The following is a 21,704-nucleotide window of genomic DNA, read 5'->3' as shown; positions in this document are numbered from 1 at the left end:
CGGTGTATTGTGTCCACATTTGTGCAACATCCTGTCGATAGCCTTCGCTGAAAACCCTTGAAGGTTAGCGGCACTCGACCGAAATCGAACCAAACGGGTTCAGGGGACTCTGAGCACCACTCCTTTGAAACGGACCGGCTTCAATGACATGGAAACACCCGACGCAGCACAATCGTGGTGTAAATGTTTGTCAGCCTTAACCGAATTGCGCTGAAGATCCTTTTATTCATGAACCTGTTCAATTTTGCCAAACGCTTTAAACATCGCGCTTACCTTTTGTTGCCCGCCCTCTTGGTGGTCAGCGCGTTGTTCCTGTCGCTGGAGCCCGGCGCAAGTCGCGCCCAACCGATGGATGGCACCCAGACGCTGGTCTTCCTGCGCCACGGGGAAAAACCCGCCGCAGGCCTGGGCCAGCTCAATTGCCAGGGACTCAACCGCGCCATCGACCTGGCCACGCTGCTGCCGGAAAAGTTCGGCAAGGCCAACTATGTGTTTGCGGCGAACCCGACCCGTAACGTCGAGGAAGGCGAGTTCGACAATTCCTACAGTTACATCCGCCCCCTGATGACCATCAGCCCCAGCGCCATCAAGCTGGGCCTGCCGGTGAACATCAATTTTTCCGCCAATGACACCGATGACCTGGCCGAAGAACTGCTCCAGGGCAAGTATCACAACTCGGTCATCTACACGGCCTGGTCACACGGCTACCTGCCGGAGCTGATCAACACGGTGGCCGAAGAAGCCACCGGCGAGGATGCGAAGATCATCGACGACTGGGAGTCCAGCGACTACGACTCGCTGTATGTACTGACCCTGACCTGGCACAACGGCAAGGCCAGCTTGCAGAGCCATGTGTACAAGCAAGGTCTGGATAACGGTGCTGAAACCTGCCCGACCTGAGTTGTGCATTGCCTGCTCGCGATGAGGCCGGCACAGGCTACATCACCCTCGCTGGCTGCCCCGCTCGCGCAGATACTCAAGAACCGCCCCACGCTCCCCGGCAAACTCGATCCGTGCGTCTTTCTTCTCCCGCTGGAACGCGTACATCGGATCGTAATACTCGCACAGCAACCCTTCGATCCAGCCCCGGTGCAGATCCACCGCGCCACTGCGGGCCTGCTCAACCAACGCATCCTCCATCAAAACCAGCATGCGCCGATGACGTTCGCCACCCAGGCGCTTCTGCACATTGTTCAGGCTCGCCAGCAGGCGTTCGGAAAACAACGCAAAGCCGTCATCGCCATGCACGCCGATGAATTCGGCGCACAGATCCACCACGTAATCGCGCAGGATCCGCTCGACCCGACCTTCCAGGCTGTCTTCCAGCCACACCATCGGAAACTGCTGCATGCCCTGGTACAGCGGCAACGGCAGCGCACAACTGCCCACCGCGCGGCTTTCGTCTTCCAATACGAACTGCTCGATGCCCCGGGCGCGTTTTTTCAGCACGTCTACCGCCAAGCGGTTTTCGAAGTCGATATTCGAGGGTTGGCCCGTGGCGCGTTTACCGAAACTGGAGCCGCGATGGTTGGCATGACCTTCAAGGTCCACGGCGTTGCCCAGTTGCGTGAGCACCTCGGTTTTGCCGGTGCCGGTCATCCCGCCCAACAGGACGAAATCGCACTGGGTCACGGCTTGATCGAGGGTGTCCAGCAGGAAGGTACGCATGGCCTTGTAGCCGCCGCCCACCCGTGGATAGTCGATGCCGGCCTCGTCCCTGAGCCATTGCTGGACGATCTGCGAGCGCAGGCCGCCGCGAAAGCAATACAGCAGGCCTTCCGGATGCGCCCGGGCAAAATCGGCCCAGGCCTGGATGCGTTCGGCCTTGACCGCGCCCGACACCAGTTGATGCCCCAGCACGATGGCCGCTTGCTGGCCGTGCTGCTTGTAGCAGGTGCCGACCCGCTGGCGTTCATGGTCATTCATCAACGGCAGGTTGATCACGCCGGGAAACGCGCCTTTGCTGAATTCGACGGGCGCGCGGGCGTCCATCATTGGCCGGTCGTTGAGGAAGATGTCGCGGTAATCAGTGCAGTCGACGAACATCAAAACACCTCGACCGCGTTGCTCTGTCGCTCGACCAGTTCACCGATCGGTTCCAGGCTCAAGCCCAGCTCAGCGGCCACAGAAAGGAATTGCTCGTTGCCTTCGGGCGTCACGGCAATCAGCAGGCCGCCGCTGGTCTGCGGGTCGCAGAGCACGCGTTTGTGCAGTTCCTGAAGGCGTCCGAGTTTGCTGGCGTAGCTGTCGAAATTACGCAGAGTCCCGCCCGGTACGCAGCCCTGTTCCAGGTAATACTCGACGCCCGGCAGGCGCGGTATGCGGTCGTATTCAATGCGCGCCGTGAGCTGGCTGCCGTCGGCCATTTCCACCAGGTGCCCGAGCAGGCCGAAACCGGTGACGTCGGTCATCGCGGTCACGCCATCGAGCTTGCCGAAGCGGCTGCCGGGTTTGTTCAGGGTGCACATCCAGTCCCGGGCCAGGCCGATGTCGGCATGACGCAACTTGCCCTTTTTCTCGGCAGTCGTAAGGATGCCGATGCCGAGGGGTTTAGTCAGATAAAGCAGGCAACCGGCCGTGGCGGTGTCGTTGCGCTTCATGTGGCGCTTTTCCACCAGACCGGTGACGGCCAGGCCAAAGATTGGCTCAGGTGCGTCGATGGAGTGCCCGCCGGCCAGCGGGATGCCCGCCTCGTCACATACCGAACGGCCGCCGCGTATCACTTCCCGGGCAATTTCCGGGGCCAGCACGTTCACCGGCCAGCCCAGAATCGCAATTGCCATCAACGGATCGCCGCCCATGGCGTAGATGTCGCTGATGGCATTGGTGGCGGCAATTCGGCCGAAATCGAAGGGATCGTCGACGATCGGCATGAAAAAGTCGGTGGTCGAGACCACGCCGCGTTCTTCGTCGATGGCATACACCGCCGCGTCGTCGCGCGAGGCGTTGCCGACCCAGAGCTTCGGATCGAGGTTCTGCGCCCCGCTGCCGGCCAGGATCACTTCCAGCACCTGGGGGGAGATCTTGCAGCCGCAACCGGCGCCGTGGCTGTATTGGGTCAGGCGAATCGGTTCGCTCATGGGGGCACCTCATTGGGTCAATGGGGCCGATTCTAACAGAGCGAGGCCTGCGCAAGGCATTGCGCGGCCACGGACCCTGTAGGAGCTGGCTTGCCAGCGAAAGCGGTCCGTCAGTTACGTTGATTTTGGATGTACCGCCATCTTCGCTGGCAAGCCAGCTCCTACAGGGGGTTGGGTCATGGCAGCAGAATCACCTTGTCGCCACTGCCCTGATTCACTTCGGCATAACGCTCCAGTCCTTCAGCCAATGGTGATTCGAACAGTCCCTGGGGCAATGGCAACAAGCCTTGATCGAAGAACCGGCCGAACTGCTCGAGCATCGCCGCACACGCCTGTACCCCGTACAGCAACGAGTTGATCCCCACCACTGAGCCACCCTTGCGATACAACGCCAGGGCCGGTAACTGCACGTGACCGTCCACCGGCGCCGCGATGATTGCGATGCGGCCAAACGCGGCCAGGGCAGCCACCGAGGCCGGCAGCCAGAAACCGGTGGTGTCGAAAATCACATCGGCGCCGCCGGCATACACCGCGTTGACCTGTGCGCCCAAATCTTCGGGTTTATCCAGTTGCAGGGTCTGATAGCCCTGGTCTTGCAAGTCCTTGACCTGTTCCGGACGCCGCGCGGCCGCCAGCACCCGGGCGCCACGCACCTTGGCCAGGGCCAGCGCGGCACTGCCGACCGCCCCGCCACCGATGACCAGCAATCGGGTTTCGGCCGTCACCAGGCTGCGTTCCAGTGCATCCCACGCCGTGGTGTATGGCACGCCGAGGCTGGCGGCCTGGGCGAAGCTCAGGTGCGTGGGTTTGAGCGCCACGCCATTGGCCGGCAGCTTGACGAACTGCGCGTGGGAACCGTCGGCAAAAAAACCCAGTTCCCGGCCCGTGCCCCAGACTTCCCGGCCGATCAACGCCTGCGGGCCGGCCACGACCACCCCGGCAAAATCCCGACCGGGAATTCGCGGCAAGGTGGTGTAGGGAAAACGTCCCAGCACGTTTTTCACATCGCTGGGGTTGAGGCCAGCGGCCTTGATCTCGACCAGCACTTCATCGGCACCGGGCACGGGGGTCGGCACCTCGACGTAGCGCAGGGCCGAGAGATCACCGGTTTTGTCGAATTGCAGAGCTTTCATGGGCGTGTCCATTGAATAAAGGAAGGGGTCAGGAGATCCAGCCAGCCACCAGCTCCCTTCCCATCGGCCAGAGCTTTTCGCCGGCGAGCATGCCGAGCAGGCCTACCAACGCGATGGCCGGGGGTGCGGGGGAACGAAAATCCAGGGCGCCGTACAGCAGACCGACGCCCAGACCGATGGCCAGTGACATGAGGAAGTTCATGACAGACTCCGGGGGCAATTGAGGTATGCGCTGAGTCTAGAGGGCGTAACCTGCGAGCATCGGCCAAGTGCTTCTGAATTTCGGCCAAAGCCTGGCCTCGGCGAACTCAGTCCTGGCGTTGCGCCGCAGGAAACTGCGAGGGGGCGACACCCAGCTCACGACGAAACATGTCACTGAAGCTGCTCGGCGAATAGCCCAGCTCCCGGGCAATCGCACTGACCGGTGCGCCCTGGATCAACCCGGCCACCGCCGTCGCCAGTTGCACCTGACGCCGCCACTCGGCGAAACCCATGCCCAGGCCGTCCTTGAACAGCCGCGCCAGGGTGCGCACGCTGGCTCCGGCGTTATCCGCATGTTGTTCGAAAGGAATGTCCAGTGAAGGCGCGGCCATGACCGCCTGACACAGGTTCATCAGCCGTCGGTCGGAATCGTCCGGCAGCGGGATTTTCAGCAGCGAACGCCTGGCCCGCTTGAGCTCCAGCAGTGCCAGCCCCACCAGCGCGTCGTAATACTCGGGCGGCCCGTCGTTGCCCTGCTCCACCAGACCGACGATCAGCTCGCGCAGCAAACCGCCGACCTCAATGACTTGCACGCTGTCATCCAGGGTCGCCGCCAGGGACGGGCGCAAGTAGATATTGCGCATTTGCAGGTCGGACACCACGCGAATCCCGTGGGGCACGCCGGGCGGCAACCACACCGCCCGCTGCGGCGGCACCACCAGCGCCTCGTGCGGCGTCTCGACCCACATCACACCGCTCATCGCATACAGCAACTGGCCCCAGACGTGCTCATGGGGCTCGATGTACAACCCGCGCGGATAGGTGCGAGCCAGCGGTTGCACGGGCACATCGGTGTCACTCAGGTCAGGCGGTGCGGCGAGGGCCATGGTCTATGTTCATTTGGGGGGGCCGGAAGACCCCATGGTAACGAGGCACCGAACTTGTCGCCAGCAACCGCCGCCGTCCGACAAACCGAGTGAATTTTCCAGATGGCGCGCGATCCTTTTATGTAAGACAGGGAGGAACCGGAGCTTTATGAACAGTGCAAAATTATTCGTCATCGAGTACACCCTCCATGGCGCTCCGAAATCATTCATTATCCGCCTGGAAAAAATGGATAACGCAGAAGCCTGGCATTGGGCGAGCTGCGACGCAGGGGTGGGGCGAATCCCCCGTTTCGGACGCGAGAAGGTGCAAAAGACCAGCAAGCCGATGGCTGAAAAATTCGGCGTGGAAAACGTCAAGTGGCGGCCGGCGAACTAATATCCGGTAACCATCAGGTTCGGGGGAAGGGATATGAGCACAACACCCGTCAACAGCCCTGCGCAGCTGGACTACGGTCTGGACACGCCGACCGGCCGCATCACCAAGAGCGCCGAGTGCCTGATCGGCCTGGAACAGGTCGAAAATGACCCATTCTGCTTCGCCATACGCGTCCCGGCGCCACTGCCGGAAGATCTGGAGCAAGCCAAGACCCTGGTGCTGCGGGTCGAAGGGCGGCGCTTGCAAGGCACCGTGCGCCACAGCGAACGCCTGGAGGATGACAGCCTCAGGCTGGAAGTGGAGCCAGATTAGGCTCCACTTTTCATTCGCGGTTGTCAGCCATGAGCGCACTTGCAACCTTTATGGGTGCATTCCTCGCCGTGTTCATGGTGCTTGGCGCAGGCTTCACAGCAGTAATGCTTGCCGTGACGGGCAATCGGATGTTCACCGAGTTTGCAGGAACATTTCGGACAATCGCAGATACTTTCACGGTCAATCATGGGTCTGACTCCTCTTGTGTGGTCGCCAGTGCTCAGATGCACACCGTAAGTGTAGGAGCTGCCGCAGGCTGCGATCTTTTGACTTTTCAGTGCCTGCGCAGTCACTCGATAAACAACGCAAACAACTCCGACTGCGAACCCACCTCCAGTTTCAAATACAAATTCCTGCGGTTCATACGCACGGTTTCCGGCGAGATGTTCATCTGGCTGGCGGTAGAAATCACCCGTAAGAACTACGTTCAAGACTCCAATTTCAAAAGTGCTGATGCTGGCATCAACACCGTGCCCCAGAGACCAGCCGCAGCCGCTCCGCCACTGAAGATGAATTGTGGCCCGGCACCGCGCCGAATAGCCTGCGCCCCGGCAGCGACGGCTAGCCAAGGCGAAGCGCAGCCTGGATGACCCAGCATTGCATCGAGGTTGCACAATCCCGGCCTATTGACTGACATGGGGACTTCAGACAACACGCCTGCAATGGCGGCAGCCCGTCGCCCATCAATACCCACTTGCCAAACCTGCTCGATTGATGTCGATTCAAGCGGCACCCAATCAAGAGCCTGGCGCGTAGCGTAAAGCAGATCATCGGCGGTGGGCTTGCGCTCCTGCTCCGGACGGTGAAGGTAGGCTATCGGCGGCAATGTGGTTTGCGTCAGACGATTGCCAAACAACAGCCCGACGGCGGCTTCCGCCGTGCCTTCAGGCTGCTGCGGCGCAAACTGCACGGCCAAAACCAACAACAACGCCCGATCACCAATACGCTGGTCAAGCCACTGGTCCAGTGCAGCCAGACCGGTGCCATCCACAGGGGTAACGGGCTGGCGAATACCGGATTCGCGCCATGCCTGTCGCCAAACTCGGCGCCATTGCTTCTCCGGCAAACCGGTATCGACATCCAGCAACAGGGCCAGCGGTTGATCGGCAGGCAACTGCGCCAAAGTGGGCACCATGTCGGCGAGCGTCTGCGCCCATATACTCAGCAATATTGCTTCCGGATTTTCATCTGCATCGTTAGATAAACAACTATGGCGAAGTATTGATCCATCCACCCTGGACGCTTGTGACTTCAGCGCCGTCGTCCCACTCAGCAGAGCGTCAAGCTGTATTTCCGGAACATCCGCAGGTTCTTCAAGAGCAGTCTGCAAGCTCACTCCCAACACCTGTTGCGAGCGACGCCGCTGACGAATCTTGCGGATCAGGTCTTCTTCACGAGCCTCATCCCAACCATCGGCGGCACCTTGTTCGCCGGCGTGCAACAGCACTCGCCCGAAACCCAGCACGCACCAAACCAGGATTGGAATGCTTACGGCCCAGCTCCAGAAATCCGAAGACCGTTGAGGTAATGTTTCGTCGCCGAACAACAGCGTCGCTGCAACACCTAACAAACAAAACAGCAACAACATGGCGAGCCAAAGCAAAAATCGAGGTCGTTGAGGGCGCAGTGCGAGAGGAGGAATTTTATCCAGTCTGATTGGCATGTCTTCACCTAACTCGCCGAAAAGTTTATCGACTTACACTGAGCCCATTTCGTAATCATCTTTATCTTTGCTTGGTAGGAAACCTTGCACCATCCGGCAGTCGAATCCGTCACCAAAACTCTGTCGCCCTCGATTAAATACATCTTAGTTTTACTCTGCTGTTCCGGTTCAGAGCCACCATCAAAAAGAAATGCTTTCTCTAAAATGGTACCTGTGATTTCTTTGTCAGCAATGATGGAGTAAAACAAGGGCGAACCAACTACCGCTTCAACACTTTTTTTGTCTTTGTACGGATATATATACGTTGATCGTCCTTGTTCATCGACAGAATCCCCACCCAGATCAAAAAAACGTGTACGCTTTCGATCAAGAAGTAAAGTTTCGCCCTCCAGCCTAATAACACTTACGTCGTAAATATCACTTACCGGATCCCACGCTCTTGGCGTTTCCATGCGATGGATAACGAACAGCATTTCTTCGCCCATCCCACCAACTGGAAGAAAAAAAGCGTCGGTGATTGCTCCTTCCGTACCCGCGTATGGAAATTCATAAACAAACTTTGGGCTTTCAGATGGAATAACCGAGTAAAGGGATATTTCATCAGGATCACGGGACAACTGCCCCTCGGTTTGCACCTCTGCTTTTGTGTAGACGAAACATGCTTTCACCCCATGTACATCCATATAGCCATAAGCTTCCCGAAGGCCAATAGCGCTGCACCCTTGATCACTCGCTATTGCCGTCGACCCAAGCAGATAACCAAAAATTATAATTAACTTAATCACTTCATTTACACCTACTATCAAAGTGAGCATTGAATTCTTTAGTAATCTCCCGCTTGTATTTTTGGCGATCAGGCAAACCTGCCAATCCGATATTTATGGGGCGAGTCACCGCGGTAACGCCGACGTCCCCATTTAGGGACGGATCTTCCGCAATCGCTGCTATACGCCTTACCTTCCAGAACCACAGTGCTGTTTCTATAGCAACGGCGAAATCTTTCTCCAAGAGCTCTGGGTTAGAGTCAATCGGCAGCCCTGTATCTCTGGCGCATTTCTTATAGGTTTCATAATGAGTGAGATGGATCAACCCTCGTCCTCTAAAATCTTTTCCTGGCTGCTCAGCATTGCCATAACAATGCAAGCCGTAAGCTGCATCGTTACCTATAAGATGTTCATCTATCCAATTCAGTTTTTCTTCATCACTTGCGAAGGAAAGCCCTTTCCTAGAAAACCCCGCATTGATTACAGTCGGAGATAATCTATAAAGTTTGGCGGCAGTGTATGTTCGCCTAGAGTAGTTCAACGACTCTCGAAATTGTAAAAACCCGCCAGTCTCCTTCTTTGCTTGCGCTAGTAGATGCGTGATTTGCTCACAGCTATCTAGTCCGTATTTCTTGAACAGGTTTTTAGATGCTTCAACCATTGCACTGATGAAAAGCGGGTTCACTTCGCTGCCGCATATTTCGCTCAAAAAACCTTTCGTTAATTTGAGCGTAGTGCCACATATTTTGCAATTCAGCACTCCGTTTACAGTGTTCGCAAAGTAACCAAACATCCCAATCGGATGAAAGTGATACACACTCCCCCACGAAGGCAACCCCACCTTCTCCGCAACTTCCCTCCACCACCCCATCTGTGCAATCCGCTGCTTCTCCGCCAGCCAATTCAAGTGCGGTGTCGAGCCGCTATGGCCGAGCAACTCATCCAGTGCGTCCCATACCTTCGGCTGCTGAAACCACTCGCTTTCCTTGTACAGGATCATCTGCGAAATCGCCTGCGCATGAGCCGGTCGCTCAAGGGCCGCTTGCAGTTCAGTGGCCGTCATCTTGCCGTCGCGGTTGCGATCGATGATCTCGTACAACCGGCGTTTCATCGGGCCCTTGTCGTCTTTTTCGGCAATGGAACGATAGCGCTCGCGTTCAGCGTCGCTGAAGCGGCCGATGGCGCTGAGAAAAGAGGCCAGCAAGTGTTTGGGTCTGCTGAAGTCGATGATGACGTCATAGCCTTCCCAAGCCCACGGACTGACCCAAGGCGTTACGCCTGGCTCTTCACACACCCAGCCATCAAGAAGATTGTTGTCGGCGTCGTGAAGCAAATGTTTCAGGTGATACCAGGTGCGAGCTTTGCGCGTCGGGCTCGCGGGCACCTGGATTTTTCGGTCCGCCGGCAGATCATCGAGCATCTTTTTGGGGACCAGCAAATCGGCAGCACTGCGCGGGCTGGGATCACTCGACGCCTGCAATTGCGCAGCGGTGACATTTCCTTCAGGCGCCACCACCGGTGTGCCCATGGGGAGTTTCAGCCAAGTTCTGTCTTTCTCCGGCAGGCGTTGGGCCCACAATCGACTGGCTTCGATGAATTCCTCGACGTCATCACCACTGAAGGTTTCCAGGTGCAGCTTCTTATCCGGCTGATTCGCGCCGCCGTCCTGATACAGGCCGAGGTGGCCGATGAGGTCACCTGCCTTGATTGCGACAGGCTGGTCAAGCACCACTACCTGATCTGTCGCTACCGGCTCAATGGCACCTTCCAGCGAGTCAAAATGCACATACTGGTTGATGCGCTCGAGCTTGCGAAACTCGCCTTCGCCACTGACCGTGACTTCCGATTCAACCGGTAAATCGAACATTACGTTATCGGCAATCACCGGTTCGGCCCGGACGTTGACTGTCGTCTTCGACGAACTGATGCGGGTTTCTTTGCGGTCTGGGTGTTTGAGCACCTGAGTAGAGAGATAGCCCTTGATCGAGCCATCGGGGTTGAGCAGTTTGGCCGGTCCCAGACTGCTCTCCAACTTGCGAAATTGTCCGGTGCCACTAATAGTCACCTCGGCGCCTCGCGGCAGAACATCGATTACCTGGCCATTCAACTTATTGCGCACGTTCAGGCCACGCTGTTCAGGCCGGCCGGGAAAGACGTCATACGCCGTCTGCTTGACGCGAAAGGTCGGACGCTCGGGCCAGAATCTTGGGCGAGCGAGGGTGGAATCCTTCTGATACATCGCCCAATCCTGCAGATGCATGTAGAGGCTATAAAAAATCAGGCTTGGTGGAGTGTCCTGGCTACCTTCGATCTTCGGCGGTTGAAGGTGATGGCGAACCAACACGAAGTTGCGCGAAAAGGGTTTCTCGACCGTTCGATCATTGGCGAAGTAAGCGGTTTTCGGCGACTGCGTGTCGACGCGATAGGCCACCACTTCGCCGTCGGCCAGGCAATGCACGCTGGACTGATCCAGGGTGCCGACGGTGCCGCTGTCGAAATGCACGCCGCCATGAAAGAGCCCGCTGCGGCCTAGCGGGTAGTAACCGGCAGCGGCATTGGCCATGTGAGTCAACTGCGCCAGCGGATCGCGTTTGTCCTTGAACGGATGGCACCAGTTTTTCAGAGGGAGCAGTGTGGAGTTATCCGCTTCCGGGGTCGCCGGGACTGGCCGGGTATCGGGTGGTGGCGAGCTCGGAGAACTCGGCCCATCCCATCGCGAGTCCCCGCGGTTGCCGTGAAATCCAAAAAATCGGGCAAGCAAACTGGCCATGTTGAGTGTCGCTCCTTGTTCTGGAAAAGATCAGGCAGAGAAATCCGTAAATTCCGTGGACTTGGCTTTGGGTGTCTGTCAGTTGCGAGGGCGCTGGCACTTGCAGCAATTGATGGGCCGCACCGCTGCACGCGAAAGGACGTCGAAGGCGGCGTCGAAGGCGGCGTCGAAGCCGCGGACGTGGAATTTGTGGCGGCTGTGGTCGAAGAAGGTGCGAGGTATGTTGAGCAAGGTTCAGACCTCCCTGGCCTGTTTGAGGTGTACGGGGAGGTTGTAAATCCACCCTCGTTCAAGCGCTCGACAGCTTTCACGAAGGTGATCAGGGCTGGAATAGGACATTTCTGCGGGTGACGTAGGACGCGTCCGTATACCGATGCGCCTGAACTGTAAGAGTTTTCCAGGCCTTGTCGGACAACCCATCAAGCTTACTTCTCGAAAGCCACAACGCCTTGCGTCGTTGCCTACGGTTACGCCAGAATCCGCCGGCTTGTGCGCCCTGGGGCCGCTCGGTAACTTGATTCGCGTCACTGATCGTCAGTGATCGGGTTTAGTAGCCCGGCCAAGGTTAAAGCGGTCGCATGAGCATTATCAGTCAGGTATTCGCCTGCACTTGATGGTAGCTGTGCGCATGGCGTCCTCGGGCGCGCCGGTTTTTGCTTTCCTTGCCGGTCTACTAACTTGCGCACAGCTGCCACCCTTTCGTGTAGTAGCGAGATGGTGCGGCCCAACCACTAAAGGGAAGCACTTATGAACAAACCAACACCGAATCCCCCGGACGCAGATCCGGCAAAACTTTCAGAAGCCCTCGACTCAAACAATTCCCACGAGCGGTCCGAACGCATCCCCTCTGCCGCCGACATACAGGCCACCCCGCGCAAACTCTGCACCATGTTCATCGTCAATCCGGAACTCGATAGTGAAACCCTGCTGGCTCATGCGTGTGAGTCACTGGCCTCGGCCAATGTCATGACCCTGGATCTGGCGGATCGTACGGAGGGGACGAGTCGCAATACGCTGCTGGGTATCGCACAAGTCATCATGCTAGGCGAGTTGGCGGTGAACCGGGCGCTGGATCGAATCTATCCGCCTGAGTAGAAGATTAAAAGATCGCAGCCTGCGGCGGCTCCTCCATGGGTCCGGTACAACCGTCATTTTGCGGGTGTACGCAAAACCTGAGCCGCCACAGGCTGCGATTTTTTGTGGCAAGGGAGCTTGCTCCCGCTTGAGTGCGTAGCGCTCACAGATTTTTGGGGCCGCTGCGCAGCCCGGCGCGAGAAAGCCCCCTCGCCACAAAAAGTTGCTCTGTCAGATCCGGAACTGCCCCACCAGACCGCCCAGGCGCTGACCGAGGTCGGCCAGGCTGCGCGAAGTCTGCGCGCCGAGCTGGGTTTCGTCGGCGACGCTGTCCACCGCCACGGCAATCTGATGCACGCTGCGATTGATCTCTTCGGCCACGGCGGTTTGCTCTTCGGCGGCACTGGCGATCTGCGCGTTCATCGAATTGATGGTCGCGATCAGTTGGGCCATGGTGTCCAGCGAAGCCCCCGCCTCGTTGGCCTGGGCCGAGGTGCCGTCGCCGGCCTCGCTGGAGCGGCGCATTGCCTCCACCGCCGACCGGGTGCCGGCCTGCAAGCGGTCGATCATGCCCTGGATTTCCTGGGTGCTGATTTGCGTGCGGCTGGCCAGCGCCCGCACTTCATCGGCCACCACCGCAAAGCCGCGCCCGGCCTCGCCGGCACGGGCGGCTTCGATGGCGGCGTTGAGCGCCAGCAGGTTGGTCTGCTCGGCAATCGAGCGGATCACCCCGAGCACGCTGACAATCGACGACACGTCTTTTTGCAGGCTGTCGAGGGACACGCCGCTGCTGCGGATGTCGTCCACCAACGCATGAATTTTCTCGATGCTGCCGGCCACCACACGCTTGGCCGCCTGGCCTTCTTCGTCGGTCTGCTGGGCAGCCACCGCGGCATTCTGCGCGCTTTTGGCCACTTCCTGAGCCGCCGCTGACATTTCGTTGATTGCCGTGGCCACCTGATCAGTCTCCTGGCGCTGACGCTCCATGGCCTGGTCCGAGCGATTGGCCTGGTCGGACACCTGATTCACCAGTCCGGTCAGTTGCGAGGTCATTTCGGTGATCTGCCGTACCAGGCCGTGGATCTTGTCGACGAAACGGTTGAAGGAACCGGCCAGTTCACCGAGTTCGTCCTGGCTGGTGATGGTCAGGCGGCGGGTCAGATCACCCTCGCCTGCCGCGATGTCGTCGAGGTTGGCTTTCATCAAATGCAGCGGACGCAGAATGGTGTTGGCCAGCAACATCCCGGCAGCGGCGATCACCAGCAGCACCACGAGCGCCACGCCGACGATGCTCAGCACCATGCCTTGCATGCGCTCCTGGACCTTGGCTTCGACCACCGCCACTTGCGCTTCGATGCCGTCGAGATTGACCGAGGTACCGACCGCCATGTCCCACTTCGGCAGGTATTCGGTGTAACCGAGCTTGGGCACCAGCACCTGGGTGTTGCCGGGCAAGGGCGAGCTGTATTGCAGGTAGTGCGTACCGTCCCTGGCGACTTTCACCAGGTCGCGGTTGACGTAGACGCCGTTCGGGTCGCGGTTGTCCTTGAAGCTCTGGCCCACGCCTTCGGGGCTGTTGGCCTTGAACAGGCGCACGGTGTTGGAGTCGTAGCCGAAGAAGTAGCCGTCCTTGCCATAGGTGATGCTCGACAGCAGCTTGATCACCTGGGCCCGCGCTGTCTCATCGCCGGGGGCGGCCGCGTCGTAGAGCGGTTTGATCGTGGTCATGGCCACGGCCACGTAGCTTTGCAGGGTCGCCTTGGCATCGCTGAGCAAGCGCTCGCGGGTCTGCTCGACTTCCTTGCGCGCCTGATCCTGCAGAATGAACAGCGTGGTCAGGCTGATGACCAGCGCAAACAGCAACACCGGGAGGACGGCAAGGGACAGGACTTTGGCCTTGAGGCTCATGCGCATGACGTTCACTCTTTTGATTTTGTTGGCGTGGTTAAAAGCTTTAACGGCACGCCGGGTCAAAAGTTGAACGCCACAAAAAGATCGCAGCCTTCGGACGATCTTTTGATCTTTTGCTTGTTAGATCACAGCACCATCGCCGCAATCCAGCCAAACGCCAGCAGCGGCAGGTTGTAGTGCAGGAAAGTCGGGACCACGGTGTCCCAGATGTGATGGTGCTGGCCGTCGATGTTCAGGCCGGAGGTCGGGCCGAGGGTCGAGTCCGAAGCCGGCGAACCGGCGTCGCCCAGGGCACCGGCGGTGCCGACGATGCACACGATGGCAATCGGGCTGAAACCCAGTTGCACGCACAACGGCACGAAGATCGCCGCCAGAATCGGCACGGTGGAGAACGACGAGCCGATGCCCATGGTCACCAACAACCCCACCAGCAGCATCAGCAAGGCGCCGATGCCTTTGCTGTGATCGATATACGCCGCCGACGACTCGACCAGCGTCTGCACCTCACCGGTGGCCTTCATCACTTCGGCAAAGCCTGAGGCTGCGATCATGATGAAGCCGATCATCGCCATCATTTTCATGCCTTCGGTGAACAGGTCATCGGTGTCGCGCCATTTGACGATGCCCGACACCGAGAAAATCAGGAAACCGGCCAATGCACCGATAATCATCGAATCCAGCAACAACTGAATGATGAACGCCACCGCGATGGCCACGCCGGCCACCATCAGGCTCAGCGGGTTGTATTGCACCGCCACCTGCTCGACTTGTTCGATCTTTTCCAGGTCGTAGACACGCTTCTTGCGGTAGCTGACAAACGCGATCAGCAGGCCCGCCACCATGCCCAGGGCCGGAATGCCCATGGCGTGGGTCACATTGATGCCGCTGATGTCCACACCGCTGCGGGCGACGTTGGCCAGCAGGATCTCATTGAGGAAGATGTTGCCAAAGCCCACCGGCAGAAACATGTAGGGCGTGATCAAACCGAAGGTCATGACACAGGCGATCAGGCGACGGTCCAGTTGCAGCCTGGTCAGCACATAAAGAAGCGGCGGCACCAGCAACGGAATGAACGCGATATGGATCGGCAGGATGTTCTGCGAGGCGATGGCCACGACCCAGAGCAGGCCGATCAGCAGCCATTTGACCTGGCCACCGCCGCTGGCGTGCTGGCGATCGACCATCGCCAGGGCCTTGTCGGCCAGCGCATGGGCCATGCCGGACTTGGCAATGGCCACGGCGAAAGCCCCGAGCAAGGCGTAGGACAACGCCACCGTCGCCCCGCCACCGAGGCCGCTGTTGAAAGCCTTGAGCGTCGCTTCGATCCCCAGGCCACCGGTCAAGCCACCGACCAGCGCACCGACGATCAGGGCGATCACCACATGCACGCGGGACAGGCTGAGTACCAGCATGATGCCGACCGCGGCAATTACTGCATTCATTGTCATACCTCTGGGCAAGCGAAAAGAGTCCGGCCGGCAGTCTGCGAGAGCCGCCAGCGGATAAAAGGAATGGGTTTTATTAGAGGGCGCGCACTTTGCCGTAGAGTCGGCGCGGTGTCAAAGCTCGTGGGGACTCTGAGTGTGCAGTGGATTGCGCTCCCACATTTGTTTCTGCGCGCAGCTCAATCAAATGATGGCGAGTGGATATCTGCCGGACCTTGATTATGCTTCATGGAACCTTGCAGCATTTTCTGGCGTCAACTTGAATGCAAGCCACGTAATCCAATGACTTCAGCCCCATGGCCTGGGTACGGTAAGTGTTGGTGGGAACTCCGGCCTACAACAAGAGCAAGACGGAGAATACTCATGGCAGCAATCGACAATACAGCCACGGGCAGCGCGCCCAACCACGGAATCACCAGGGAGGAACGCAAGGTCATTTTCGCCTCGTCCCTGGGCACCGTGTTCGAATGGTATGACTTCTACCTGTACGGTTCCCTCGCGGCGATTATCGCCAAGCACTTCTTCGCCGGTGTCAACGAAACGACTTCCTTCATCTTCGCCCTGCTCGCCTTCGCTGCCGGCTTCGCCGTGCGGCCCTTCGGGGCGATTGTGTTCGGTCGACTGGGCGACATGATCGGGCGTAAACACACGTTCCTCATCACCATCGTGATCATGGGTATTTCCACGGCTGTGGTGGGTTTGCTGCCGGGCTATGCAACCATCGGCGTAGCCGCGCCGATCATTCTGATCAGCCTGCGCCTTATGCAAGGCCTGGCGCTGGGCGGTGAATACGGCGGTGCAGCGACCTACGTGGCCGAACACGCACCCAAGGGCAAACGTGGCTACTTCACCTCGTGGATCCAGACGACAGCAACCCTCGGCCTGTTTCTTTCACTGCTGGTGATCCTCGCCTGCCGTACCGCTCTGGGCACCGAAGCCTTCGAAGCCTGGGGCTGGCGGATTCCGTTCCTGCTTTCGATCCTGCTGCTGATCGTCTCGGTGTACATCCGCCTGCAACTCAGCGAATCACCGGTGTTCATGAAAATGAAGGCTGAAGGCAAGGCGTCCAAGGCACCGCTGACCGAATCCTTCGCCCGCTGGGAAAACCTCAAGATCGTGATCATGGCCCTGCTCGGTGGCACCGCTGGCCAGGCCGTGGTCTGGTACACCGGGCAATTCTATGCGCTGTTCTTCCTGCTGCAGACGCTGAAGATCGACCCACAGACCGCCAACCTGCTGATTGCCGGCTCACTGCTGATCGGCACACCGTTCTTCGTCATATTCGGCAGCCTGTCTGACCGCATCGGTCGCAAGGGCATCATCATGGCCGGCTGCATCATCGCGGCACTGACTTACTTCCCGATCTTCCATGCGTTGACCCAATACGGTAACCCCGACGTGTTCATTGCGCAGGAGAAGAATCCGGTCACGGTAGTCGCCAATCCCGGTCAGTGCTCGTTCCAGTTCGACCCGGTGGGCAAGGCCAAATTCACCAGCTCCTGCGACCTTGCCAAGACCGTGCTGGCCAAAAAGGCCATCCCCTACAAGAACGTGAACGCCGAGCCGGGCGCCGTTGCGCAGGTGCGTATTGGCGAGAAAGTGATCGAGAGCTTCGAGGGCACCGGCATGCCCGCCGCCGACTTCAAGGTCAAAAACGACGCCTTTACCGCCACCCTCGTCACTGCCCTCAAGGACGCCGGTTACCCCGAGAAGGCCGACCCGGCCAAGACCAACTACCCGATGGTGCTGTTGCTCCTGACCATCCTGGTGATCTACGTGACCATGGTCTACGGGCCGATTGCCGCGTGGCTGGTGGAACTGTTCCCGGCGCGCATCCGCTACACCTCGATGTCGCTGCCCTATCACATCGGCAATGGCTGGTTCGGTGGCTTCCTGCCGACGGTGGCGTTTGCCATGGTGGCGGCCACGGGGGATATCTACTATGGGCTGTGGTATCCGATCGTCATCGCGGTGATGACGGCGGTGCTGGGTATTTTCTTCATGCCGGAAACCAAGGATCGGGAGATTCATCACACCTGAGGTAGACACAAATCACTGTAGGAGCGAGCTTGCTCGCGATGAACGCAAGGGCGCCGCTGTGAATCAGAAAGGGCGCGTCATCGTTAACGATCATCGCGAGCAAGCTCGCTCCTACAGGACGGCGATTATCAGTGCTTGGGCAATTCGATGACGACCTTCAGCCCGCCCCACTCGCTTTCCAGCAACGACAGTTTGCCGCCCCAGCTATCGACGATGTCACGCACGATCCCCAGCCCCAAACCATGCCCATGGGTTTGCTCATCCAGCCGCGTACCTCGACCAAACACCTGATCGCGACGCTCTTCGGGAATGCCCGGGCCATCATCTTCCACACTCAGTTCAAACCCCTGCGCCCGCTCGACCACACTCAGCCGCACCTCGGCATCCGCCCATTTGCAGGCGTTGTCCAGCAGGTTGCCCAGCAGTTCCAGCAGGTCTTCACGATCCCAGGGCAATTGCAGGCCGGGCGGTGCGCGGTAGCTCAGCGCCAGGTGTTCGCCATGGATCATGTTCAGGGTTGCCAGCAATCCGGGGAGTTCAGCATCGCAATCAAACAGCGCGCCCGGCAGCGCATCGCCGGACAACCGCGCACGATTGAGTTCGCGATTGAGCCGTTGCTCGACCTGCTGCAGTTGTTCCTTGAGGACCTTGCGCAGTTGCGGGTGCGCCTCAAGCGGTTCGCTCGAGGCCAGGCTCAACAGCACCGCCAGCGGCGTTTTCAACGCGTGGCCGAGGTTGCCCAAGGCATTGCGCGAGCGCTTGAGGCTGTCTTCGGTGTGGGCCAGCAAGTGGTTGATCTGCGCCACCAGTGGCTCCAGCTCCACCGGCACCTGATCATCGAGTTGCGAGCGCTGGCCCTGTTGTAACTGCGCGATCTGTTCGCGCGCCTGCTCCAGCGGGCGCAAGGCGCGGCGCACGGTGATCCGTTGCAGCAACAGAATCACCAGCAGCCCGGTCAAACCGAGGCCCAACCCGAGCTGTTGCATAAGCCGGAAGCTTTCGCGTATTGGCGTGTAATCCTCGGCGACGCTGATGGAGATCGGCAACCCCGAACGTCGATAGTCCGTACGCAATACCAGCAACTGTTGCCCTTCCGGCCCCAGTTGCAGGTCGTCGTGCAGGCCGGGTTGATCGAGCGCTGGCAGCTCCTGATCCCATAAGGAACGGGAACGCCAATGGCCGTCGGCGAGATCGATGCGGAAATAATGCCCGGAAAACGGCCGCTGATAGGCCGGCGACAGGCGTCGTTCATCCAGTTGCAAGCCTTGCGGCCCGCGCACCAGTGCCGCCAGCAGGTTCTCGCTGTCATTGCGCAACCCGGCCTCGAGGTAGCGCTGCAAACCCATTTCGAACAGCCACAGGCTGGTTTGCGCCAGTATCAGGCCAACGACCACCATCACGCTGATCAGGCCCAGGCTCAAGCGGCGCTGGATCGATCTCACCGGGCTTGCCCGCCGAACAGGTAGCCCTGGCCGCGACGGGTTTCAATCACACTTTTGCCGAGCTTGCGGCGCAAATGGTTGACGTGGACCTCCAGCACATTGGAGTCGCGCTCGGTTTCACCGTCGTAGAGGTGCTCGGCGAGGTGGCTTTTGGAGAGGATCCGCTCGGGGTGCAGCATGAAATAACGCAACAGGCGAAACTCCGCGGCAGTCAGCTGAATGTCCGCACCGTCGCGGACAACGCACTGGCGACCTTCGTCCAGATGCAGCCCGGCGGCCTTGAGCGTTGGCTGGTTGACCTGGCCATGGGAGCGGCGCAGCAACGCCTGGATGCGCAAAAACAGCTCTTCGGGATGAAACGGTTTGGTCAGGTAATCATCGGCGCCGGCCTTCAGGCCTTCGATGCGCTCGGCCCAGGAACCACGGGCGGTCAGGATCAGCACCGGCGTGGCCAGCCCTGTCGCGCGCCATTGCGCCAGCACCTCAAGCCCCGGCACGCCCGGCAAACCGAGGTCGAGGATGATCAGGTCGTAAGGTTCAGTACTGCCCTGATACACCGCGTCGCGACCATCGGCCAGCCAGTCCACCGCATAGCCCTGGCGGTTGAGACCGGCCAGCAGTTCGTCGGCCAGGGGCACATGGTCTTCCACCAGCAGCAAACGCATGGATCAGTCTTCCTTGTCTTTGAGTAAACGGCCGGTGGAGGCTTCGATGTCCAGTTCGCGAACCACGCCTTCAGGGGTCAGCAGCTCGACTTCATAAATGTAGACGTCATGTTTTTCTTCGAGCCCGGCTTCCAGCAGTTTCGCGCCGGGGTAGCGATCCATTGCCTGCTGCAGCAGTTGCTCCAGCGGCAGGATCACGCCCTGTTGACGCAGGCGCAGGGCTTCATCCTGGTCCAGGTCGTGGGCCATCACTGCCGAGCAAAAAGCCAGAAGCACCAGCGCTATCCAGCTGCCGGTGCATCGCTTGAATAGAAACACCTTCATTACCAATCCTGATGATCCTTGAGAACCTGCCCGCTGACAGCGTCTAATTCCAGATCCCGGTCGGTGCGAGTGGTGTGAGCTTCTCGAAAGCCACTATGGTATCAGCGTCGCGCTACCTCAGCGTTGCGTCGGGGTCCAGGCGAGCCATCTTAACCAGCTGAACTTAATTGAAGCTGAATTGCCATCATTGCCAACCCCACAAATCCTGCAGGAGCTGCCGAAGGCTGCGATCCTTTCTCAATTTCACTTGAGTCGCCTAGCAAAAGATCAAAAGATCGCAGCCTTCGGCAGCTCCTACACACACATCGAGACCGGTATGACCGCCATCCACATCAAGTCCCCTTCCCTGACCCTCAAGGCCGGTCCGCGCGCCTATGCGCACATCCGCGCCAACGGCCTTAACGCGGCCGAGGTCGGCACCTTGCCTGGCGCGGCCGGCGGTCCGAAGGCGCTGGGGATTCAGGGACTGGACCTGGCGCTGTTCGGCGAGTGGCTGCCGGCGGCACCGCGGGAACGCTCGCTGATTGGCGCATCGGTGGGTTCCTGGCGCTTCGCCAGCGCCTGCCTGCCGGACGCCGCCGAGGGCATCCGGCGTCTCGGGCAGCTGTACACCGAGCAGAGTTACGCGTGAGTTATGGCCATTTCTTCAATATCGTGAGCTGAAAGGATGGACATGGACATCCCTTGCATAGCATAGAAATTTCTTTTTACGTCCCCACAGACGCAGTGAACGTTCCATGCAAAAGCACGTGCTAACGGTATGCAACTGCGAAGGAAAAGGAGGGCTAATAGAATAAATGAGGGAAACGATGACTTGATCGCTAGGTAAAACAGCATTGCACTGTGCTTATAAGCGAGCTAACGACCAAGAGATGAAGTGCGCATTGGCTATGCGTTAAATTTCAATCCTGTTGATGTCAATCGCGAGGTCGAATAGGAATTACATTGTTGACTCTTCTAAGATCTTCTTCTGCTTTGTCCAATTGCATGAGAAGCATTAGCTCACGGCCCAAGCCTGCCTTATACATTTCTTTATAAGTATCAGCGGTAGCCTTCTCCTTTGCAGCTTTTTCTCTCGCTTCACTTACCTTGAAGAAACCTGGGGTTCGGCTTTCCATTTGCTCCTTCGCACGAATTTTAATTTCTTCAATTAACGCCCTATAGATTGGGCGACTTTTTTTAATACTACCCGCACTCCTCCCAGCTTCTAATGCCACCGAATTAAGTGTTATTTTTGTACCTGCCGGTACAATCAAGGTTTTCCCTTCAACCAACCGATTAAGTGCTTCATAATAGGGAAGTAAGGTTAACCTAAGCTCAAGATCTTCCACAAGACCAACCTCAGACAAGTAATAAAGTATGACAAACCCCTGCGCTCTAACCTCGTGATAAAATGCAAAGGTACTACACCGGCAAAAGTCTACAGCTTGAATTAATGCAAAGTTTTTATTTGCCGACCCTCAACGTTATAAAAGCCAACGGAATGAATCGTTAGTTTTCCTTTAGCCGGGGCAACAAAGCCCTTGCCATCAAGAATGCGCTTCAAAGCAGAAAAGTAAGGCACCAGCGCAGGATCAATCTTTTTAGTTTTCATGAAAACCTCCTCATTGCTTGAAC

General features: G+C 58.6%; 21 protein-coding genes and 3 pseudogenes. 6 read left to right on the top strand and 18 right to left on the bottom strand.

The features are described from left to right. Window positions 1–228: 228 nt before the first annotated feature. Entirely contained in the window at window positions 229–900 is a 672-nt protein-coding gene (locus AC1D19_RS12770) for a histidine phosphatase family protein (protein WP_477763420.1), read from the top strand. 42 nt (window positions 901–942) lie between these two features. On the opposite strand, the gene mnmH is transcribed toward AC1D19_RS12770, so the two are convergent. From mnmH to AC1D19_RS12745, 5 genes are all read right to left on the bottom strand, one after another. Beyond that, window positions 943–2,046, bottom strand: coding sequence for a tRNA 2-selenouridine(34) synthase MnmH (gene mnmH, locus AC1D19_RS12765; protein WP_477763419.1), 1,104 nt, complete (start codon window positions 2,044–2,046; stop codon window positions 943–945). Continuing rightward, the gene (gene selD, locus AC1D19_RS12760) at window positions 2,046–3,080 is read right to left on the bottom strand and encodes a selenide, water dikinase SelD (RefSeq protein WP_477755719.1); all 1,035 of its coding nucleotides are present in this window, start codon (window positions 3,078–3,080) and stop codon (window positions 2,046–2,048) included. The genes mnmH and selD overlap by 1 nt, the downstream gene beginning before the upstream one ends. 176 nt (window positions 3,081–3,256) lie before the next feature. Further along, on the bottom strand, window positions 3,257–4,213 hold the full coding sequence (locus AC1D19_RS12755; protein ID WP_477763418.1) for a quinone oxidoreductase family protein: 957 nt from the start codon (window positions 4,211–4,213) through the stop codon (window positions 3,257–3,259). Between the two features lie 28 nt (window positions 4,214–4,241). After that, window positions 4,242–4,415, bottom strand: coding sequence for a DUF1427 family protein (locus AC1D19_RS12750; protein WP_477755721.1), 174 nt, complete (start codon window positions 4,413–4,415; stop codon window positions 4,242–4,244). Between the two features lie 106 nt (window positions 4,416–4,521). After that, window positions 4,522–5,301 (bottom strand): AraC family transcriptional regulator, encoded by a 780-nt coding sequence (locus tag AC1D19_RS12745; RefSeq protein ID WP_477763417.1) that lies wholly within the window; start codon window positions 5,299–5,301, stop codon window positions 4,522–4,524. Window positions 5,302–5,449: 148 nt separating this feature from the next. Here AC1D19_RS12745 and AC1D19_RS12740 point away from each other — a divergent pair, with 148 nt between their 5' ends. Both AC1D19_RS12740 and AC1D19_RS12735 read left to right on the top strand, forming a co-directional pair. After that, complete coding sequence (locus AC1D19_RS12740) at window positions 5,450–5,677, top strand: DUF6555 family protein (RefSeq protein ID WP_057714008.1); 228 nt, start codon at window positions 5,450–5,452, stop codon at window positions 5,675–5,677. A 33-nt stretch (window positions 5,678–5,710) separates the two neighbouring features. Further along, a complete protein-coding gene (locus tag AC1D19_RS12735; RefSeq protein WP_223460812.1) occupies window positions 5,711–5,989 on the top strand; it encodes a hypothetical protein in 279 nt (92 codons plus the stop codon). Between the two features lie 23 nt (window positions 5,990–6,012). Here the strand turns inward: AC1D19_RS12735 and AC1D19_RS12730 are convergent, their stop codons facing one another. The 5 genes and pseudogenes from AC1D19_RS12730 to AC1D19_RS12710 all read right to left on the bottom strand — a co-directional run bounded on the left by AC1D19_RS12730 (window position 6,013) and on the right by AC1D19_RS12710 (window position 11,186). After that, window positions 6,013–6,177 (bottom strand): metallothionein, encoded by a 165-nt coding sequence (locus tag AC1D19_RS12730; protein WP_103395323.1) that lies wholly within the window; start codon window positions 6,175–6,177, stop codon window positions 6,013–6,015. A gap of 101 nt (window positions 6,178–6,278) precedes the next feature. Then, window positions 6,279–6,395, bottom strand: a pseudogene (locus AC1D19_RS12725) (helix-turn-helix transcriptional regulator); the annotation flags it as partial. A 21-nt stretch (window positions 6,396–6,416) separates the two neighbouring features. Continuing rightward, window positions 6,417–7,652 (bottom strand): hypothetical protein, encoded by a 1,236-nt coding sequence (locus AC1D19_RS12720; RefSeq protein WP_477763416.1) that lies wholly within the window; start codon window positions 7,650–7,652, stop codon window positions 6,417–6,419. Window positions 7,653–7,660: 8 nt separating this feature from the next. Beyond that, window positions 7,661–8,467, bottom strand: a complete 807-nt coding sequence (locus AC1D19_RS12715; RefSeq protein WP_223460808.1) for a hypothetical protein — start codon at window positions 8,465–8,467, stop codon at window positions 7,661–7,663. After that, entirely contained in the window at window positions 8,439–11,186 is a 2,748-nt protein-coding gene (locus AC1D19_RS12710; RefSeq protein ID WP_477763415.1) for a glycoside hydrolase family 19 protein, read from the bottom strand. The genes AC1D19_RS12715 and AC1D19_RS12710 overlap by 29 nt, the downstream gene beginning before the upstream one ends. A 747-nt stretch (window positions 11,187–11,933) precedes the next feature. Between AC1D19_RS12710 and AC1D19_RS12705 the strand changes: the two genes are divergently transcribed. Further along, on the top strand, window positions 11,934–12,281 hold the full coding sequence (locus AC1D19_RS12705) for a DUF6124 family protein (protein ID WP_223460804.1): 348 nt from the start codon (window positions 11,934–11,936) through the stop codon (window positions 12,279–12,281). 210 nt (window positions 12,282–12,491) lie between these two features. Here the strand turns inward: AC1D19_RS12705 and AC1D19_RS12700 are convergent, their stop codons facing one another. From AC1D19_RS12700 to AC1D19_RS12690, 3 genes and pseudogenes are all read right to left on the bottom strand, one after another. Next, window positions 12,492–13,247, bottom strand: coding sequence for a methyl-accepting chemotaxis protein (locus AC1D19_RS12700; RefSeq protein WP_477763578.1), 756 nt, complete (start codon window positions 13,245–13,247; stop codon window positions 12,492–12,494). 102 nt (window positions 13,248–13,349) lie between these two features. Continuing rightward, a pseudogene (locus tag AC1D19_RS12695) lies at window positions 13,350–14,168 on the bottom strand (cache domain-containing protein); the annotation flags it as partial. 128 nt (window positions 14,169–14,296) lie between these two features. Then, window positions 14,297–15,613 (bottom strand): Na+/H+ antiporter family protein, encoded by a 1,317-nt coding sequence (locus AC1D19_RS12690; protein WP_477763414.1) that lies wholly within the window; start codon window positions 15,611–15,613, stop codon window positions 14,297–14,299. A 366-nt stretch (window positions 15,614–15,979) separates the two neighbouring features. On the opposite strand from AC1D19_RS12690, the gene AC1D19_RS12685 reads away from it, so the two are divergent. Next, a complete protein-coding gene (locus AC1D19_RS12685; RefSeq protein WP_477763413.1) occupies window positions 15,980–17,656 on the top strand; it encodes an MFS transporter in 1,677 nt (558 codons plus the stop codon). A 128-nt stretch (window positions 17,657–17,784) separates the two neighbouring features. Here AC1D19_RS12685 and AC1D19_RS12680 read toward each other — a convergent pair whose 3' ends face one another. From AC1D19_RS12680 to AC1D19_RS12670, 3 genes are read right to left on the bottom strand one after another with little or no spacing between them, the layout of a single operon-like run. Then, window positions 17,785–19,098: a sensor histidine kinase gene (locus AC1D19_RS12680; RefSeq protein ID WP_477763412.1), complete on the bottom strand. Its 1,314-nt coding sequence runs from the start codon at window positions 19,096–19,098 to the stop codon at window positions 17,785–17,787. Continuing rightward, the gene (locus AC1D19_RS12675; protein WP_477754510.1) at window positions 19,095–19,763 is read right to left on the bottom strand and encodes a response regulator transcription factor; all 669 of its coding nucleotides are present in this window, start codon (window positions 19,761–19,763) and stop codon (window positions 19,095–19,097) included. Before AC1D19_RS12675 ends, AC1D19_RS12680 begins: the two co-directional genes overlap by 4 nt. A gap of 3 nt (window positions 19,764–19,766) precedes the next feature. Then, on the bottom strand, window positions 19,767–20,087 hold the full coding sequence (locus AC1D19_RS12670; protein WP_477754511.1) for a PepSY domain-containing protein: 321 nt from the start codon (window positions 20,085–20,087) through the stop codon (window positions 19,767–19,769). A 316-nt stretch (window positions 20,088–20,403) separates the two neighbouring features. On the opposite strand from AC1D19_RS12670, the pseudogene AC1D19_RS12665 reads away from it, so the two are divergent. Then, a pseudogene (locus AC1D19_RS12665) lies at window positions 20,404–20,712 on the top strand (patatin-like phospholipase family protein); the annotation flags it as partial. A gap of 292 nt (window positions 20,713–21,004) precedes the next feature. On the opposite strand, the gene AC1D19_RS12660 reads toward AC1D19_RS12665, so the two are convergent. Next, a complete protein-coding gene (locus tag AC1D19_RS12660; RefSeq protein ID WP_477763411.1) occupies window positions 21,005–21,418 on the bottom strand; it encodes a hypothetical protein in 414 nt (137 codons plus the stop codon). Window positions 21,419–21,519: 101 nt separating this feature from the next. Beyond that, window positions 21,520–21,681, bottom strand: coding sequence for a hypothetical protein (locus AC1D19_RS12655; RefSeq protein ID WP_477763410.1), 162 nt, complete (start codon window positions 21,679–21,681; stop codon window positions 21,520–21,522). Between the last annotated feature and the right edge of the window lie 23 nt (window positions 21,682–21,704).

This window comes from Pseudomonas sp. P1_C12 (assembly GCF_056406435.1).
Note: the sequence above shows the minus strand (reverse complement) of the source record. Positions and strands in the feature narration are given on the sequence as shown.

What these genes read in the sequence shown, in the direction of transcription:
- AC1D19_RS12770 (WP_477763420.1), top strand. Translation starts at nt 229, where the DNA reads ATGAACCTGTTCAATTTTGCCAAACGCTTTAAACATCGCGCTTACCTT.
- mnmH (WP_477763419.1), bottom strand. Translation starts at nt 2,046, where the DNA reads ATGTTCGTCGACTGCACTGATTACCGCGACATCTTCCTCAACGACCGG.
- selD (WP_477755719.1), bottom strand. Translation starts at nt 3,080, where the DNA reads ATGAGCGAACCGATTCGCCTGACCCAATACAGCCACGGCGCCGGTTGC.
- AC1D19_RS12755 (WP_477763418.1), bottom strand. Translation starts at nt 4,213, where the DNA reads ATGAAAGCTCTGCAATTCGACAAAACCGGTGATCTCTCGGCCCTGCGC.
- AC1D19_RS12750 (WP_477755721.1), bottom strand. Translation starts at nt 4,415, where the DNA reads ATGAACTTCCTCATGTCACTGGCCATCGGTCTGGGCGTCGGTCTGCTG.
- AC1D19_RS12745 (WP_477763417.1), bottom strand. Translation starts at nt 5,301, where the DNA reads ATGGCCCTCGCCGCACCGCCTGACCTGAGTGACACCGATGTGCCCGTG.
- AC1D19_RS12740 (WP_057714008.1), top strand. Translation starts at nt 5,450, where the DNA reads ATGAACAGTGCAAAATTATTCGTCATCGAGTACACCCTCCATGGCGCT.
- AC1D19_RS12735 (WP_223460812.1), top strand. Translation starts at nt 5,711, where the DNA reads ATGAGCACAACACCCGTCAACAGCCCTGCGCAGCTGGACTACGGTCTG.
- AC1D19_RS12730 (WP_103395323.1), bottom strand. Translation starts at nt 6,177, where the DNA reads ATGATTGACCGTGAAAGTATCTGCGATTGTCCGAAATGTTCCTGCAAA.
- AC1D19_RS12720 (WP_477763416.1), bottom strand. Translation starts at nt 7,652, where the DNA reads ATGCCAATCAGACTGGATAAAATTCCTCCTCTCGCACTGCGCCCTCAA.
- AC1D19_RS12715 (WP_223460808.1), bottom strand. Translation starts at nt 8,467, where the DNA reads ATGCTCACTTTGATAGTAGGTGTAAATGAAGTGATTAAGTTAATTATA.
- AC1D19_RS12710 (WP_477763415.1), bottom strand. Translation starts at nt 11,186, where the DNA reads ATGGCCAGTTTGCTTGCCCGATTTTTTGGATTTCACGGCAACCGCGGG.
- AC1D19_RS12705 (WP_223460804.1), top strand. Translation starts at nt 11,934, where the DNA reads ATGAACAAACCAACACCGAATCCCCCGGACGCAGATCCGGCAAAACTT.
- AC1D19_RS12700 (WP_477763578.1), bottom strand. Translation starts at nt 13,247, where the DNA reads ATGGAGCGTCAGCGCCAGGAGACTGATCAGGTGGCCACGGCAATCAAC.
- AC1D19_RS12690 (WP_477763414.1), bottom strand. Translation starts at nt 15,613, where the DNA reads ATGAATGCAGTAATTGCCGCGGTCGGCATCATGCTGGTACTCAGCCTG.
- AC1D19_RS12685 (WP_477763413.1), top strand. Translation starts at nt 15,980, where the DNA reads ATGGCAGCAATCGACAATACAGCCACGGGCAGCGCGCCCAACCACGGA.
- AC1D19_RS12675 (WP_477754510.1), bottom strand. Translation starts at nt 19,763, where the DNA reads ATGCGTTTGCTGCTGGTGGAAGACCATGTGCCCCTGGCCGACGAACTG.
- AC1D19_RS12670 (WP_477754511.1), bottom strand. Translation starts at nt 20,087, where the DNA reads ATGAAGGTGTTTCTATTCAAGCGATGCACCGGCAGCTGGATAGCGCTG.
- AC1D19_RS12655 (WP_477763410.1), bottom strand. Translation starts at nt 21,681, where the DNA reads ATGAAAACTAAAAAGATTGATCCTGCGCTGGTGCCTTACTTTTCTGCT.